Raw genomic sequence first — 15,741 nt, 5'->3', positions numbered from 1 at the left:
GAACGAAAGATGACGCATTTCACCTTCCTATGCCTTAACGATTTCCCGGTTGCTGCGCTGTCCATGGCGATCGACCCTTTGCGTGTCGCAAACGAGATCAGCCGCAAGGATACGCTCAGGTGGACAGTGGTGTCCGAGGATGGGCATGCCGTCATGTCCAGCTCGCGCCTTAGCATCAACCCCGACAAAGCGCTGCCCGAGGTTGAGGAAACCGACGTATTGCTCGTCTTCTCTGGGGCGTCGGCCAGCTTTGCCAACCGTCGCGGTACAGGAGGAGTGTTGCGCCGTTTGTTGTCCCACGGAACGAAAATTGGAGCGGTCAGTGGCTCATTATTCGCGCTGGCAGAAGAGAGGTTCTTCGATGGTTACAGTTGCAGCGCGCATTTCTGCTATACCGCTGCTTTGCAAGAGAAGTTCGACAAGGTCAAACTGAACAACACGCTCTATACAGTTGATCGAAACAGAATGTCGTTCGCAGGATCGACAGCCGTGTTCGAATACATGTTGGGCGTAATTTCTGAGCAGATTTCTGACGAGGTCGCCGTCGAGACCGCGTGCTGGTTTCAATATTCAACTTTGCGGGATGCAGGCACTCTGCAAGTCTTGCCCGCTCATAACTCCGACCAGACTCGTGACGACCTGCCTGCCCCTGTACGGCGTGCGATCGAATTGTTTTCAGACAACATCGAAAGCAAGATGTCGATCGAGGACGTATCCAGTCTCGTGGGAATATCGATCAGACAATTGGAAAGACATTTCAAAAAGGAAACAGGCGTCACACCGGGTGGCTACTATCGCCGCCTTCGCCTGGAGGCCGCGCGCCAGAAACTAATATATACCAATCAGCCATTACAGGAAATTGCGTTTTCGGTCGGCTATGATAGCACCAGTGCATTCTCCAGCAATTATCGCCGCGAGTTCGGCCTGTCGCCCACCCAAGAGCGCAAGCACCGAAGCCGTGGGGCTCGCCATGCGGCCCTGTCACAGGGCCGTGGCGACCTCGGTCAACGCGTGGTGAACTGAGCTTGCATAGCTCCGCGGCGCATAGATCGAAAAGTCAGCTTTGGCTGAGTTGCAGCGCAACAAGCAACCAACGTGGTGGATCGCCGTCCGATTGAACGCACCCTCCTGCATCTCTTCGACATCCAAAACTGTAAGGCGTTGCAACAGGCCAATTGCATCCTCACCCGTAACATCGAACCGGGCAAATACATCTGACTGGTCGGTGACGGACGCTAGTCCTGTCAAATCAATCGCCAATCGACGGGCCAAGACCAACGGCCCGGAATAGGCCTCTTCGAACAGGTACTGATCTGGACCCAACCAATGCAGACTAGATTTATTGCCCTGACAACTTTGCCCCGGTTCGGGCAAAGCAACTTCGCAAATCGCCTGCAATTTCTCTTTCAAAGTATCTTCATATCCCTGCCGAGCAGAGACCGACGCCAACGCCACATCCTCTCGTTCCTGAATAGTTAACGTTCCAACGATTTCTCGTTTGGGTTTGATGCCGCCCAACGCGGTCTTTGCCAAAAAATCACGCACGGAGCCGTTCTCCTTCGGGGTCGATGAAATGAGCACTGACCAGTCTCGCTTTGATGTTCGACTGATCCACGGGGCTGACTATTTGAACGGTTTCGCCGATCCGTTGCGCTCCGCGCTCAACCAGGGCCAAGCCGATGCTGCTTGACAGGTTCGGTGAATAGGCTGCCGAAGTGACATAACCCTGATCGTTTGCTGGTGTATGTTGTGTATCTTCTGCAAATACGTGCCCCCCTGCCAAGACACGATCAGTTGGATCGATGGGCCGTACGCCGACTAGGGTAAGGCCATCCGGATCGATCAGTGCGTCGCGCGTGCTGAGCGTCGCACCAATGCTGTCCTTTTTGTGCGAAACCATACGGCCGAGCCCCAGATTATGAGCGCTGGTGGTTCCATTCAGTTCATTGCCCGCCGCGTGACCTTTTTCTATCCGCAACACGCCAAGGGCTTCGGTTCCATAGGGCGTAACACCTAACGGCTCACCAACGTCCATCAAATGACGGATCAGCGCATCACCGTATCGAGATGGCACTGCCAACTCATAGGCCAGCTCACCAGAAAACGAGATGCGGAACAGTCGAGCTGGAACACCACCGGCCACGGTAACCTCAGCACAGGCCATGAAGGGGAAGGCCTCATTGCTGATATCGAAAGTGTCATCGACAACCTTTTGCAACAACTCGCGCGATTTCGGACCAGCAATCGCGTACTGCGCCCAAGCGTCAGTGGTGGAAATCAGTTGAACGTCCATCTCCGAAAACAGACATTGGCGCGCGAATTCCATATGACGATATACGCCCACCGCATTTGCCGTAGTGGTGGTGACGACGAAATGATCCTCGGCCAGACGAGCAGCTGTGCCGTCATCCATGGCGATGCCGTCCTCGCGCAACATCAATCCGTAGCGGGTTTTACCTACCGCCAGTTTGGCAAAGCCGTTGCAGTATATTTTGTTGAGAAACTCTGCCGCATCGCTTCCCTGAACGTCGATCTTGCCCAAAGTAGTCACATCACAGACCCCAACCGCATTTCGCACGGCCAGCACCTCGCGATCCACCGATTGGCGCCAATGGGTTTCACCAGCACTCGGGAACCATTGGGCACGCAACCATTGGCCAACCTCTACGAACGCCGCGCCCCGTTCTTCTGCCCAGTGATGGCTGGGCGTAAGGCGGGTTGGTTTGAACTCTTTTCCAACAGATCGACCTGCCAACGCCCCCATTGCCACCGGAGTGTAAGGTGGGCGGAAAACGGTGGTTCCGGTTTCGGGAATACTTTTCCCTGTTATTTCGGCCATAACGGCCAACGCCCCTACATTCGACGTCTTTCCCTGATCCGTCGCCATACCTAGCGTGGTATATCGCTTCAGGTGCTCAACACTGCGGAAGCCTTCCTGCTCGGCCAGTTTGACATCTTTGACCGTGACGTCGTTTTGAAAGTCCAACCAAGCACGGCCCTTTCCGGGCACATGCCAAAACGGCATGATCGAAATTACGTGGTCCTCGGCCTTGGGCAGATCGACCGGGCAGGCCCTTATCCCCAAACCATCCAACGCCGCCAATGCAGCATTGGTTCCCGAAGCAATCGCCCCAAAACTGGTCAGGTTGCCTGCGGCCGCCCCTGCAACAAACATGCCCTGCGGCAGATCTTTCGGAGGTATGAACGCCTCGAGTGGTGCAAACCATTGTGGGCGGCCCCTTTGGTGGCAAGTTAGCTGGACATTTGGGTTCCATCCGCCAGACACACCCAACCCGCTAACCTCGATTTGTTTCGATTGCCCGTTGGCCTTCTGCACGGTGATCGATTTCAGCCCCAGCCGACCCTTCGTGTCGGTTACAAACGCGCCAGCCAACAGGTCGCAATCGGCTATGCGGGGCGCGTCGGTGCGGGGGTCGATAACGGCTGCAACCTCGATGCCGGAAGAGATCAGATCCTGCGCGGCGCGGTGACCTTCGTCGTTGTTGGTAAAAACCGCCACGCGTTTGCCAGGTGTTACCGCCCAACGGTTGGCATATGCTCGCATCGCACCCGCCAACATTATCCCCGGCCGGTCGTTGTTGGCAAACGCGATTGGACGTTCCGTTGCCCCTGCGCACAGGACTGAACGCTTAGAATAGATGCGCCACAGAATCTGCCGGGGCTTGCCGGCTTTCGGGGTCGCAAGGTGATCCGATACCCGCTCGAGCGCGCCGAAAATACCGTGATCAAAGGCACCTAGAATGGTTGTCCGTGTTAAGAGGCGCACGTTGTCCATTGCTGCCAATTCACCAAGCTTCTTAGCAAGCCATTCGGCGTTAGAGGCACCCTCGAACCGATCACAATCCGCCAGTAGACGACCTCCCATCTGACTATCTTCATCAGCCAGAATTACACGTGCCCCAGACCGGGCCGCGGTCAACGCCGCGATCAGACCCGAAGGCCCGGCGCCGATCACCAGCAGGTCACAATGCAGGTAGCCCTTGTCATAGATATCCGGATCGGCCTCTTTCGTCAGGCTTCCCAGGCCAGCAGCATTACGGATTATCGGCTCATAGAGCTTTTCCCAGAACGCTTTGGGCCACATAAAAGTCTTGTAGTAAAATCCCGCGGTCAAGAATGGCGACATCTGATCATTGATCGACAGAGCATCAAAGGCTAACGAAGGCCAACGGTTCTGCGAAGTTGCCTCCAGCCCATCATACAGCTCAATTGTGGTGGCTCGGGAATTGGGCTCTTGTCTGTTACCTGAGCGCAATTGAACAAGCGCATTGGGTTCTTCCGAGCCCGCAGCCAGCACGCCGCGCGGCCTGTGGTATTTAAAGCTGCGGCCAACCAGCCGCACGTTGTTGGCCAGCAGCGCCGAGGCCAAAGTGTCGCCGTGATAGCCTTCGTAGTGCTTGCCATCGAACGTAAAACGCAGCTTCTTCGAACGGTCGATCAGACCACCTTGCAGGCGATTGTTCTGAATCATTTGCCCTGCCCCGCTTTGCGAGAGACATCCCGCGCCAGCTCTGTTGCCAGTATTTCATGGGTCAGCGTGTTTCGGGTTACGACCAGCCATGACCGGTCGCCCTGCTCGTGAAACCACAGCTCTCGGTGTATCCCGGCCGGATTGTCTCGAAGATATAGGTAGTCGTGAAAATCGTCCCGTGCGGTCTCAGACTGCCAATCAGGGCGGTCGATTAGGGCGGCATCCCCTAGATAGGTAAATTCTGACGCGTCACACGGGCCAAGCAGCGGATGGTTGATAATCATGTCCCGGGTTTCCTCAGTGAAGGTTGGGCTGCGCGCCCATACCTTTTTCGTCGATCATTCGGCCGGTCATGAACCGGTCTAGACGATAGGCGGTCGCAACTTCATGTGCTTGGTCGGTCGCCAGTAGATGCGCGAAACATAATCCAGAGGCTGGGGTCGCCTTGAAGCCGCCATAGCACCAGCCCCCATTGAAATAGAGGCCATCAATGTCCGTGCGATCGATGAACGGCGATCCGTCCATCGACATATCCATCACCCCGCCCCACATCCGCAATATACGGGCGCGACCGATCATCGGCATTAAAGACATGCCGCCTTCGGCAACATCCTCAACCACCGGTAAATTGCCGCGTTGCGCGTAGGTGTTGTATCCATCGATGTCGCCGCCAAACACCAAGCCGCCCTTGTCGGACTGACTGACGTAGAAGTGCCCGGCGCCATAGGTAATCACACCGTCTAGGACCGGCTTTAGCCCTTCTGTCACAAACGCCTGGAGCACGTGGCTTTCGATGGGCAAACGCATTCCGGCTTTTGCCATCACACGGCCAGAAGACCCGGCGACCGCAACCCCCACCTTTTTGGCCCCAATGTAGCCACGCGTGGTTTCGACACCCAGCACCTTGCCGTTTTCAACGCGAAAACCTGTGACCTCACAATTCTGGATGATGTCGACACCGCACTGATCTGCGGCCCGGGCATACCCCCAAGCCACGGCATCATGGCGCACAGTTCCGCCACGGCGGTGCAGCAGGCCACCTTTGATCGGGAAACGTGCATCGTCGAAGTTCAGAAAAGGATACATTGCACGCACGCCTTCGGTGTCCAACAGCTCAGCGCCAGAACCGTTGAAGATCATAGCGTTTCCCCGACGACGATACGCGTCACGCTGAGCGTCGGTGTGGCACAGGTTCAAAATACCGCGTTGGCTGACCATCGCGTTGTAATTCAAGTCCTGCTCAAGGTTTTCCCATAGCTTTAAGGACAGCTCGTAAAACGGTTGATTGCCATCCAGCAGATAGTTCGCCCTAACAATCGTCGTATTCCGGCCGACATTACCACCGCCGATCCAACCCTTTTCCAAAACGGCGATCCGCCCAGCCTTGTATTCCTTGGCTAGGTAGTAGGCCGTAGCCAAACCATGGCCACCACCGCCAACCACGACAAAGTCATAGTCCGATTGCGGTTCCGGGTCGCGCCAGGCGGGTGTCCAGCCTCGGTGCCCATTCAGAACCTGCCGCAATATCGCTAATGCCGAGTATCGCATGTTGGTGTTTCCTTACTTCGCTGTGCGCCGTCGCATATTGCGCATACGAAGCTCTCAAACCCCTTCCTAATCCGTCATTCAGTTTATCTGTTTCGACAAAGTCGACCTTGGGTTTAGTTCAGCTCATTTATCCTCGAATTTTGTGGACATTGTCGTTGGCATACCGTTCGTGAAAGAAACTCCGCGACACAAAACGCGCGAGATAGCAAAAATGCGAACAGAAGCTCAGGCCGTCGTCATCGGTGGTGGTGTAATCGGGTGCTCAATCCTTTATCACTTGACTAAATTGGGATGGCCAGACGTGGTTCTGCTGGAACGAGACGAGTTGACCTCTGGTTCTACTTGGCACGCAGCAGCCAACATTCACGGCTTGCACGACAGCACCAACATCAGCCGCATCCAGCATTATACGATGAATCTATATAATTCGTTGGAAGAAGAAACCGGGCAAAGCTGCGGCGTTTTTCAGCCCGGCTCACTGTATCTGGCGCAAACCGAAGAGCGCGAGCATCAACTCAAGCTGCAGGCCGCGAAGGCCAAACTTTATGGCATGAACTTCTATGAGATCAGCATCGAAGAGGCGCAAAAACTGAACCCACTGGTCAATTACGAAGGCATCCGCTGCGTGATGTTTGAACCAGACGGTGGCAACGTCGACCCCTCAGGTGTGACCAATGCCTATGCGGTTGGTGCGCGTCAGCGAGGCGCTGAGATCCATCGCTTTACACCCGTTACGGCGACTGAACAGCAGGAAGACGGCACTTGGGTCGTTAAGACACCTAAGGGTGACATCAAGACGCCATGGGTGGTCAATGCAGCCGGTCTTTGGGGACGTGAAGTCGCCAAGCTGGCTGGGATTGACCTGCCGCTGCAGCCCACTGAGCATCAGTATTTTGTGACCGAAGCTATGTCAGACGTTCAAGCCCACGGCACACGCCTGCCCTCGGTTTCGGACCGGGATGGCGAGTACTATCTGCGTCAGGAAGGCAACGGCCTGTTGGTCGGCGCGTATGAGAAAGACATGAAATTTTGGGCCGAGGAAGGCACTCCGCTGGACTTCGCGCACGACCTGTTCCCCGATGATCTTGAACGGATCGAAGAGAACATGATGAATGCCATAGAACGCCTGCCTGCCGTGGGCGAAGCTGGCATCAAACGAGTCATCAATGGCCCGATGATTTGGTCGCCAGACTCGAACGTCCTGATGGGCCCGGTGCCCGAAGTAGAGGGTTATTTCTGCTGCAACGGCATCATCCCCGGCTTTTCGCAATCAGGTGGCATGGGCCTGATGGCAGCGCAGTGGATCATCGAGGGCGAAACCGAATACGACATGTTCGCATGGGACATGGCGAGGTTTGACACCTGGGCCACTAAGGAATTCACAAAGGCCAAAGTACAGGACCAATACGCACACCGTTTTGCGATCCACTTCCCGAACGAAGAACGCAGCGCTGGTCGCCCTGCCCGTGTGCGCCCGATCTATGAGACGCAAAAGGACATGGGCGCCGTCTTTGGTCTCAATGTCGGCTGGGAGCACCCCCTTTGGTTTGCAGATGAGCCTGGCACCGTAGATACCAATGGCTTCACTCGCCAGAACTGGTGGGGGCCTGTCGGCGAAGAATGCAAAATGTTGCGGGATCGCGCGGGCATCATCGATATCTCGAACTTTGCAAAATACATCTGCAAAGGACCTGACGCTGGAGATTGGCTGAACGCGGTTTTTGCCAACAATATGCCTAAGTCGGTGGGACGATCCTGCCTGACCCCTTTGATTTCAAAGCGCGGCGGAATTGCCGGAGACTTCACCGTCACCCGCGTAGCCGAGGATGAATTCTGGATCATCGGCTCGGGAATGGCGGAACGCTATCACAAACGGTTCTTCAAGCAGGTTCCGCTTCCGGAAGGCACCACGTTTGAAAGCAAGACCGAAGCGATGTGCGGCTTCAACGTCGCTGGCCCCAAGTCGCGTGAAATCCTGCAAAGCTTGACCAATGCGTCGCTGGCAACCAAAGACTTTCCATTCTTGCGCTCGGCCATGATCGAGCTAGCGGGCGTCAAAGTACTGGCCCTGCGTGTATCCTTCACCGGCGACTTGGGATGGGAACTGCATTGCGCCACCGAAGATCAAGCTCGCCTGTATGACGCCCTCATCGAAGCAGGCAAAGAGTTCGGTGCCGGTCCAGTCGGCAGCCGAGCACTGATGTCTATGCGTGTCGAAAAAGGCTATGGATCGTGGAGCCGCGAATATAGCCCTGAGTACTGGCCACATGAAGTGGGACTGGAACGTCTCTGCAAGTTCGAGAAGGATTTCTTGAACAAAGAGGCGGCGCTGAAAGTACTTGAGAACCCCGCCCGCGAACAGTTGGTCCTGCTGCACTTGGAAGAGGCGGACGTCAACGCTTCGAACGCCGATGCAACCGGTGGCGAGCCGATCTTTAAGAACGGTGAAGGCATTGGTCGTGTGACCTCGGGCACTTACGGCTATACCGTCGGCATGTCCCTGGCCTTGGGGTATGTCAAAAGCGCCAAGCCCGGCGATGAGGTCGAAGTGATGGTTTTGGGCCGCCCCCACAAAGCTACCATTCTGCACGAGCCCCCGTTTGATGCGGCAGGCGAGGTACTGCGCGGTTAAGCTTGATTAAAGAGTGAGCCAGCCCTGTCGGCTGGCTCCTTCGGGCGCGAGCTTTTTATAGGTGCCAACCCGTCACCAGCGAAATCGGATTCCTTTGCAAAATCACCACACCGCCCGTCGCCTTAGCGCAGGTGGTCTCAAGCGACCACCAATTTACCTTCGCGCAAATCCAGCGCGTCTGGTGCGAGCGCTGCCCGGAACGAAGGCGAATGACTAACCAGCAGAATAGCCTGCGGCAGTGACTTTAGGATCTCCAACAGCCGCGCTTCGTTCTTGGTATCCAACGCGTTCGTGGGTTCGTCCAACAGCAGCACTTCGGGATCCATCGCCAGAACCGTGGCCAATGTCACAAGGCGTTTTTCTCCGCCCGAAAGTTTGTGGGTGATACGGTTCTTCAGATGCATCAAGTCCAGATCGCCCAGCACTTTGTCGACGACCGTCAGCGCCTCATCCCGTGACTTACCAAGGTTCAAGGGGCCAAAGGCAATGTCCTCGGCGACAGTTGGGCAGAATAGCTGATCGTCGGCATCCTGAAACACAAGACCCATACGACGGCGCACTTCGTGAAAGTCGGCCTCGACGTTGCGCTGTTGCCCAAAGATCGTCACGGTGCCCGAGGTTGGGCGTTGCAGTCCAAGCATGATGCGCAACAAAGTCGACTTGCCGGCACCGTTTGGGCCCGTTAGTGACAGGCGCTGTCCGGCACTTAGGTTCAGGTCGGCACCATTCAGAACTGGGGCTTGGCCAGGATATGCAAAGCACACATTTTCTAGCGCGATCAAAGTCATGCGAAGTCCCATATGAGCAAGACAATGCAGAGGACGCAAAGACCTACAGCAAAAACAATGTCCTTGTGGCTCAGTTTATAGTCCTGAAGCAACAGCATACGCCCCGAGAAGCCTCGGCATTTCATGGCTGCAAGAATCCGCTCCGAGCGTTCGATCGCGCGGACCAGCATCATACCAACCAGATAACCGAAGCTTCGATAGGTATGCCAATTCGTCCCCGGGCGAAATCCGCGTACTTTCATAGCAGATCGAAGACGCAGGTACTCTTCTCGCAGAACTTCGATGTATCGGATAGTGAACATCATCAGAAGCACGAGTTTTTCAGGGCAGTGTAGCCGATGCAGGGCATGACCCAGCGTGACAGGCTCCATAGTTCCAACCAGAACCATCACGGACAGGATCACCGCGTTGGCAGTGAGTGCGATCTCGATTGCTTTCCACAGGCCCTGCCAGCTGGCCGGGAAACCCCAAACGGTAAACATCGGATCACCGGGCATGGAAAACGGCAGCAGTACCAGCATGAAAATGATGAACCCGTCCATCATGGCCATGCGTTTCAGCGTTTTCCGCCAAGGCAGACGTGACATCGCGAGAAGGGAAAGGGAAACCGTAAATGCGGCAATAAGCGCGGGAATAGACCACAACGAAACGGTCACAATCGCAAAGATCACCGCCATCACGATCCGCACACGCGGATCGAGCGGGCTGATGAGGCCTTCGCGCTGTACACCTGCCTCAGACAGTGTCTTTTCACGAGGTCCCAGTGCGTGCGCCATCAGGCGGCCAACTTCCTGCGCGCGGCGAGGTAAAAGCCAAGCCCGAATAAACCGGCAATATAGCCAATCCCGCCAAGGATGGTCTGTAGATCGTTTTGCTCACGGTAGGCTGCGATCTCGCGGCGCAGGGGGCGCATCTCATCGCGGACCACTTTAGCAATCATCTGTTGCTGTTCTGCGTTAAATGACGCTGCATCGGTCGTTGAGGCTGTTGCGGTGGGTGTTACTATAGCCTCGACACCCATGATTTCCGCGACTTCTTGGGCAGGCATGACGATTTCAGCGATATGACCGGCGCCGAGATCCGCAAAGAAAGTATGCGTAACGGCTAAGGTCGGTTTGTAGATAAAGAAGCCATCGCCGTCTGTGACCACACGGCCCAATTCGGTTCCGTCCGGTCCGCTCACGACAACCTCGGTGTCACTTGCCATGTCACCATTCGAGAACCCCAGTTCTCCTTCTATCGAGTCACCGGAGGCAAAGACACCCGCGATAACCTTGTGCGCCAGCGCCGGTAAAGGCGCACAGCACAAAGCCAGAATGAGAACCATATGCTTCATGTGGTTGCTCCTTTGAGGAAGAGCTCGGGCTTGACCTTACGGGCCAGCAACACAGCAAAACCAGTCAGCAGCGCTTCGATCGCCATGACAGGGATATGTGCAAAGAACACGAGCTTGGCGGCGGGCAGGAATTCCTCACCCGACAGGGCCAGCGAAATGGCGACCATTGCGGTTGTAGCCGCGATTGCGAAGGCTCCGCCTACGCCCCCCCAAATCGCGCCATGCAGAGGTGTTCCGCGTGCGATCAGGCGGCCAAAGAGCATTCCGGCCAGAACTGCAGGCAGCGCAATGTTGAGGGTGTTGATCCCCAATACCGTCAACCCGCCAAAGCCAAAGAAGACAGCTTGGAGCAAAAGCCCGACGAACAGTGCCGGGAAGGCGGCCCAGCCGAGCAAAAGCCCGGCCATGCCATTCAGGATCAAATGCACCGACGACGGACCGATCGGGACGTGGATCAAGGAAGCCACGAAGAAGGTGGCCGACAGCACCCCCGCAGTGGGGATGCGATCAAGATCCAGCGACCTGAGACCCATAGCAATCCCGCCCGCGGCCGCAACGGCGCCGCCAATGACGACCGGGTTGGAAAGGGCTCCGTCGACGATGTGCATCTCTTACTCCATGTCCCAGGCGCGGATCCAGATGACCGCATCCTGGCTGAGTTCTTTGCCCTCATGTTCGGTTGCCGGACCCGAACCAAGTGCAGCGAACCCCCAATAACCCGCTTTCGGTACGCCGAACGAGAAATAACCGTTATCGTCCGAAATGGCGACCACAGCGCCACCTGGCATCGGAGAGACCGACGGAGTCGATGACGCCGCGCTGTCCATGTCTGGTTCAGCGGCCATGTATTCGATCTCGATCTCGGCACCTGCTACCGGTTGACCATCGGCCAATACGCGGCCGGTGAATGTTGAACCCGCGATAACGTTGGTTGGCTTGTTCAGCGGAATGATCTCGGTTGCCAAACCAACCGGATTCATCCAGTCGGTTGGCAGCTCATTGCGGTTCAGAAACGCCTTGGTTAGCTGCTGGATGTAGATGTCCTCGGATTCCTCATAGTAGGGCTGAGGAACGGTAACCAGCACGTAGTCACCCGAGCGTTTGACAGGAACCGAACCCTTGAACGCCGCGCCTTCGTTCTCACCGCCGGTAAAACGCACGGGTTCCAACGTATCCAGCAGGTCGGTTTTCTCACCATTGTGGATCACATAGAATTCCTGTGGCTTCTCCAGATCCATGACATGGCCGTTCTCGAACGGGTGCCAAAAGATGAGCTTTACCGGAACATCACCTGGTTTCTCGATCATGGTTTCGGTGGTGTATTCCAGCAGGAAATGCGCCTGTGCCATGGCGGGTAGCGCCAGAGCGGTTGCGGCCGCGCAGAGCAGCTTTTTCATGTAAATTCGTCCTTGTCCCATCGCGCCATTCCCGGCACGAAATGCGTTGTGACTGAGGGGGTCCAAGGCCGTTGTGCTTAATTAAGCATCCCGGTCCGCGAACATCCCGTCGCCGATTAGGAGTGCTCCTAATGGGAGCACATGTCCGGCAGGTCTCCTGACTTGCGGGTCTAAGCGTTGGACTGGCCTTCCCGAGTACCCTCAGTGGCGTATCAGCCCTGCTCGCCGCCTACAGTTGCGGGTGCAGTTGCGGAATTGGGCCAAAACCCTCACCGCATTCCCTATTGATTCCAAAGCGAGCTCCGGAACCGGACATGCCGAGCGGCTTGCCAGACATTGCTGTTCTCAGTCAACAAACTTTTGCATCAGGAGCAGGAAAAAGCCGGGGCAGAATACCCCAACGTTCGGGCAAGAAACGTCAACCAATTAGCGCTCGTGCCTTAACCAAGTCTGTGTAAGCGCGATTAATTCAATCATAACAGCAAGCTTGGCCGGATTTGGCAGCATCAGGAGTAAGCAAAACAGTTGAATGTAAAGTGGCGCATTGATGCCGACGAACCCTTTAAATGAAGGGCTTTGAGGTCAATGCGGTGAACCCACTGTTCGATTTGACCACCATCGGGATTAGCAGTGGTGAGAATCGAGGAACGCCCTATCGCATCGCTTTATCTAAGTGGAGTCTTACGCCCAGAAAATCCTTCATTTCCTTCTGCCCTTTGGGAGTTACCGAAAGAACTCTGCGTTCTTTGGTTCGGATTATCCAGCTTCTCTCGAAAGCCAGTTCAGCCACCGCCGCACCTACCGCTCCTGCAACGTGGTGACGGCGTTCACTCCAATCCAGACATTGGCGAGCAAACAGCCGCTTCGAAGTACGCAAGTCCGACACATCAATTCCAAGGGACGTAAACATCGCCACCCCTTTTGGTGTCAGATCGTAATCACTGTCCAAAGGAACCAAGGAGCCATTTTCCACCAACGCATCCGCAATCGCGACGCCCAGACGACCAGCGATGTGATCATAACACATGCGCGCATCCTGAATGGGCGTTCGCACCTTTGGTTTGGCTGGCACACCGGGATCAATTTGTGCTGTCTGCACCGCAAGCTGTTCCAGCGCATTAGCGATCTCGGGCGAAGCTAACCTGTAGTAATTGTGTCTTCCACTTTTCTCTCGCGACACCAAACCGCCAGCAAGCAAAAGCCCGAGGTGCTCGCTTGCAGTGGCGGCTGAAACACCAGCAACACCCGCAAGTTCGGTCGCGGTCAAAGCCCTGCCATCAAACAATTCTGTCAGCATCAAAGCGCGCGCTGGCGAACCGATCAACGCGCCGACACGGGACATCGGAGGTTCATCATACATACTTCGGAAATATCCGAAACATGCCCTGTCGGTCAACCTATAGACCTCTGAAACACAGGTTGATTGGCTCTAGGCGTCCGCATCAAACCGTTAAGAGCTAGAACAGTGGGTGAGGATAAACGAAATGACTACCAGAGTACTTCAACCTCACCACAGAATGGGCATCGTTCTGGTCACTATTTCGGCGGTTACTTTCAGTACAGCTGGGTTGTTTTCCAAAGGCGTGCAGGCGGCGCCTTGGGACATCATCTTCTGGCGGGGAGCTTTTTCGGCCGTCTTTACCGTGCTTTGGATTTCGCATCGCGGGGCGCTCCGTGAGAACTTTCATGACATGCGCGTGAGTGGCCTCGCAGTCGCTATAGTTGGGGCATTGGGAACGTCCGCTTTCATTGCTGCTTTCAAACTGACAACCATTGCAAATGTATCGCTGATATACGCGATATCCCCTCTACTGGCGGCGTTTCTAGCTTGGCTATGGATGGGTGAAAAAGCTTCGCGTGAAATAGTAATTGGCTCATTAGTGGCTCTGGCAGGCGTGGCAATCATCGTTTCCGGGTCACTGGGTCAAGTCAACGTGCGGGGTGACGTTCTGGCGCTATTCATGGCCTTCGCTATGGCGCTGTTGATGGTGATCTACCGAAAATACCCCTCGACCCCTGGTGCGGGCCCTTCAGCACTGTCATCGATCTTGCTCTTGCCGATCGGTTTGGTTCTTGGAAACCCTTTAAGCATCCCGTTACACGAAATCCTCACGTTAAGCGCATTTGGGCTCATCTTTGCAATCGCTTCGGTCACTTTGGCCGAAGGAGCGAAGCGCATGCCATCCGGGCAGACGGCCTTGCTCAGCACAATGGAAGTACCCCTGGCACCGGTTTTGGCCTTTCTCATTCTAGCCGAGGTTCCCAATGGTCGAACCATCGCGGGAGGTATTCTGGTCATGATTGCCGTGTTGCTGGCTGCCCAAAATCAAAAATAGACGGCACTGTTCATACTGCCCCCAGTTTGCAGGCCCTACCAAATCGAAAGCAAGGCGCTGATTGGGTTAGCTTCCCAAAGCCGCCTCGAGTCTGGCAAAGCTACAGAAACAGCGTTTTGAATACTCGACCTTCCGAACAGAATCCGCATTAAGGCCCGCTGCTGTCCCGCAATCCTCGCGAGCGGCTCCCGCCATTTGGAACGCCGGGCCGATTTGGCCGGTATTAGTCAGCTGAGAAAGCTGCGACGCGGCCACCTCAAGCCTGTTCACCAGATCGCCCTCCAACTCGTCGCCAATCGACGCACTGGACAACTGGACATCGCGATAGCTGCGACAGGCCGAAAGAATCTCGGCCAAACCAACTGTGACGCGGCGGTTACGGCGGTCCGCCGTTGCAACTTCGATAAGCAGGTCCGTCTTTCCGCGGCTTGAAACGTTTCCGATCTGATCAACAGACACGCCTTCTGCGACCAAAGCAGCTGCTACAGTGTTTGCGCGCCTTTGACCCAGATCCTGATTGTACCCGGATGAACCAACGGCATCGGTAAAGCCAACGGCCACGGTCGGTTTGTAACTATCAACCGCTTTCAAAAGCTCTGCCCTTCAGACACGGCGTGGTGCTGATGGAACAACTGATCGACTCAACTCAAAGACCGTTGGTCATGCTGTCAAGCACCCGCCCGACGTGCACATCACTGTTTCAAAACCCGGTGATTGGTTAGGGTAAGAGGTCAGAAACTTGGCTGAAACCGGCGAGATCAAAACCAAACGAAATTGGTTCACCAACCCGATTTTTGGCTTGGATTGTCATCTGCTTTCCAGCCCGCATTGCAGACATCCACTCGGCTGAAACCGGAGAACGCGCAAAACAACCCTGTGCTTCGCAGGTCAGATACTCCAAACGCGCAACTTCAGTGTCATCAACACTCGCAATCAAACCCTCCGAAAAGAGCAAACCAAAGGGCAGAGTCAGCACTGCTTCGGTTTCATCATTGCCCGCGGATTTGATGAGCGCGACAGAAGCAAGCCGCTGATTATTTTCGCTCAGGACAATGCTCTGTGTCATTTCGCAGATCAACTCGGTGCCGTTGACCAGATTACTGCAACTGACCGACCATGGCGGGGCTGCGGCCTCTTGTGCGGCTACGGGAAGCGCGGCCCCTAACCCCAGGCCCACTGCGCATATCCATTTTTTCATTCTGCTGTTCCTCA

At 55.6% G+C, this 15,741-nt stretch carries 15 protein-coding genes and 1 riboswitch; of the genes, 3 read left to right on the top strand and 12 right to left on the bottom strand.

The genetic code is table 11. The features are described 5' to 3' along the window. Positions 1-9 precede the first annotated feature (9 nt). Positions 10-1,023, top strand: coding sequence for a GlxA family transcriptional regulator (locus tag ACR0EO_RS14710; protein ID WP_480691197.1), 1,014 nt, complete (start codon positions 10-12; stop codon positions 1,021-1,023). On the opposite strand, the gene ACR0EO_RS14705 is transcribed toward ACR0EO_RS14710, so the two are convergent. The 4 genes from ACR0EO_RS14705 to ACR0EO_RS14690 are packed head-to-tail and all read right to left on the bottom strand — an operon-like array spanning position 982 to position 6,040. Then, positions 982-1,545 (bottom strand): sarcosine oxidase subunit gamma, encoded by a 564-nt coding sequence (locus ACR0EO_RS14705; protein WP_480691195.1) that lies wholly within the window; start codon positions 1,543-1,545, stop codon positions 982-984. The genes ACR0EO_RS14710 and ACR0EO_RS14705 overlap by 42 nt on opposite strands. Beyond that, positions 1,538-4,492: a sarcosine oxidase subunit alpha family protein gene (locus ACR0EO_RS14700; RefSeq protein WP_480691193.1), complete on the bottom strand. Its 2,955-nt coding sequence runs from the start codon at positions 4,490-4,492 to the stop codon at positions 1,538-1,540. The genes ACR0EO_RS14705 and ACR0EO_RS14700 overlap by 8 nt, the downstream gene beginning before the upstream one ends. Continuing rightward, entirely contained in the window at positions 4,489-4,776 is a 288-nt protein-coding gene (locus tag ACR0EO_RS14695; protein WP_480691191.1) for a sarcosine oxidase subunit delta, read from the bottom strand. The genes ACR0EO_RS14700 and ACR0EO_RS14695 overlap by 4 nt, the downstream gene beginning before the upstream one ends. Before the next feature lie 13 nt (positions 4,777-4,789). Beyond that, the gene (locus tag ACR0EO_RS14690) at positions 4,790-6,040 is read right to left on the bottom strand and encodes a sarcosine oxidase subunit beta family protein (protein WP_480691189.1); all 1,251 of its coding nucleotides are present in this window, start codon (positions 6,038-6,040) and stop codon (positions 4,790-4,792) included. 211 nt (positions 6,041-6,251) lie between these two features. On the opposite strand from ACR0EO_RS14690, the gene ACR0EO_RS14685 reads away from it, so the two are divergent. Then, positions 6,252-8,672, top strand: a complete 2,421-nt coding sequence (locus ACR0EO_RS14685) for a GcvT family protein (protein ID WP_480691187.1) — start codon at positions 6,252-6,254, stop codon at positions 8,670-8,672. A 137-nt stretch (positions 8,673-8,809) separates the two neighbouring features. Here the strand turns inward: ACR0EO_RS14685 and ACR0EO_RS14680 are convergent, their stop codons facing one another. From ACR0EO_RS14680 to ACR0EO_RS14655, 6 genes are all read right to left on the bottom strand, one after another. Then, on the bottom strand, positions 8,810-9,460 hold the full coding sequence (locus ACR0EO_RS14680) for an energy-coupling factor ABC transporter ATP-binding protein (protein ID WP_480691185.1): 651 nt from the start codon (positions 9,458-9,460) through the stop codon (positions 8,810-8,812). After that, a complete protein-coding gene (cbiQ, locus tag ACR0EO_RS14675) occupies positions 9,457-10,236 on the bottom strand; it encodes a cobalt ECF transporter T component CbiQ (RefSeq protein ID WP_480691183.1) in 780 nt (259 codons plus the stop codon). The genes ACR0EO_RS14680 and cbiQ overlap by 4 nt, the downstream gene beginning before the upstream one ends. Then, positions 10,236-10,796 (bottom strand): cobalt ABC transporter permease, encoded by a 561-nt coding sequence (locus ACR0EO_RS14670; RefSeq protein WP_480691181.1) that lies wholly within the window; start codon positions 10,794-10,796, stop codon positions 10,236-10,238. Before ACR0EO_RS14670 ends, cbiQ begins: the two co-directional genes overlap by 1 nt. Beyond that, positions 10,793-11,404, bottom strand: a complete 612-nt coding sequence (gene cbiM, locus ACR0EO_RS14665; RefSeq protein WP_480691179.1) for a cobalt transporter CbiM — start codon at positions 11,402-11,404, stop codon at positions 10,793-10,795. The genes ACR0EO_RS14670 and cbiM overlap by 4 nt, the downstream gene beginning before the upstream one ends. 3 nt (positions 11,405-11,407) lie before the next feature. Beyond that, entirely contained in the window at positions 11,408-12,193 is a 786-nt protein-coding gene (locus ACR0EO_RS14660; RefSeq protein WP_480691177.1) for a DUF4198 domain-containing protein, read from the bottom strand. A 130-nt stretch (positions 12,194-12,323) separates the two neighbouring features. Continuing rightward, a riboswitch (cobalamin riboswitch) is annotated at positions 12,324-12,521 on the bottom strand. A 324-nt stretch (positions 12,522-12,845) separates the two neighbouring features. After that, positions 12,846-13,553: an ArsR/SmtB family transcription factor gene (locus ACR0EO_RS14655; RefSeq protein WP_480691175.1), complete on the bottom strand. Its 708-nt coding sequence runs from the start codon at positions 13,551-13,553 to the stop codon at positions 12,846-12,848. Positions 13,554-13,677: 124 nt separating this feature from the next. Between ACR0EO_RS14655 and ACR0EO_RS14650 the strand changes: the two genes are divergently transcribed. After that, the gene (locus ACR0EO_RS14650) at positions 13,678-14,529 is read left to right on the top strand and encodes a DMT family transporter (RefSeq protein WP_480691173.1); all 852 of its coding nucleotides are present in this window, start codon (positions 13,678-13,680) and stop codon (positions 14,527-14,529) included. 66 nt (positions 14,530-14,595) lie between these two features. Here ACR0EO_RS14650 and ACR0EO_RS14645 read toward each other — a convergent pair whose 3' ends face one another. Beyond that, on the bottom strand, positions 14,596-15,120 hold the full coding sequence (locus ACR0EO_RS14645; RefSeq protein WP_480691171.1) for an OmpA family protein: 525 nt from the start codon (positions 15,118-15,120) through the stop codon (positions 14,596-14,598). Positions 15,121-15,247: 127 nt separating this feature from the next. Continuing rightward, the gene (locus tag ACR0EO_RS14640) at positions 15,248-15,727 is read right to left on the bottom strand and encodes an invasion associated locus B family protein (RefSeq protein ID WP_480691169.1); all 480 of its coding nucleotides are present in this window, start codon (positions 15,725-15,727) and stop codon (positions 15,248-15,250) included. Positions 15,728-15,741 lie beyond the last annotated feature (14 nt).

The organism is Ruegeria sp. BE9, from assembly GCF_056538765.1.
Note: the sequence above shows the minus strand (reverse complement) of the source record. Positions and strands in the feature narration are given on the sequence as shown.

Coding starts and splice junctions, on each gene's coding strand:
- ACR0EO_RS14685 (WP_480691187.1), top strand. CDS start 6,252: ATGCGAACAGAAGCTCAGGCCGTCGTCATCGGTGGTGGTGTAATCGGG.
- ACR0EO_RS14670 (WP_480691181.1), bottom strand. CDS start 10,796: ATGAAGCATATGGTTCTCATTCTGGCTTTGTGCTGTGCGCCTTTACCG.
- ACR0EO_RS14650 (WP_480691173.1), top strand. CDS start 13,678: ATGACTACCAGAGTACTTCAACCTCACCACAGAATGGGCATCGTTCTG.
- ACR0EO_RS14655 (WP_480691175.1), bottom strand. CDS start 13,553: ATGTATGATGAACCTCCGATGTCCCGTGTCGGCGCGTTGATCGGTTCG.
- cbiM (WP_480691179.1), bottom strand. CDS start 11,404: ATGCACATCGTCGACGGAGCCCTTTCCAACCCGGTCGTCATTGGCGGC.
- ACR0EO_RS14640 (WP_480691169.1), bottom strand. CDS start 15,727: ATGAAAAAATGGATATGCGCAGTGGGCCTGGGGTTAGGGGCCGCGCTT.
- ACR0EO_RS14710 (WP_480691197.1), top strand. CDS start 10: ATGACGCATTTCACCTTCCTATGCCTTAACGATTTCCCGGTTGCTGCG.
- ACR0EO_RS14680 (WP_480691185.1), bottom strand. CDS start 9,460: ATGACTTTGATCGCGCTAGAAAATGTGTGCTTTGCATATCCTGGCCAA.
- ACR0EO_RS14660 (WP_480691177.1), bottom strand. CDS start 12,193: ATGAAAAAGCTGCTCTGCGCGGCCGCAACCGCTCTGGCGCTACCCGCC.
- ACR0EO_RS14700 (WP_480691193.1), bottom strand. CDS start 4,492: ATGATTCAGAACAATCGCCTGCAAGGTGGTCTGATCGACCGTTCGAAG.
- cbiQ (WP_480691183.1), bottom strand. CDS start 10,236: ATGGCGCACGCACTGGGACCTCGTGAAAAGACACTGTCTGAGGCAGGT.
- ACR0EO_RS14695 (WP_480691191.1), bottom strand. CDS start 4,776: ATGATTATCAACCATCCGCTGCTTGGCCCGTGTGACGCGTCAGAATTT.
- ACR0EO_RS14690 (WP_480691189.1), bottom strand. CDS start 6,040: ATGCGATACTCGGCATTAGCGATATTGCGGCAGGTTCTGAATGGGCAC.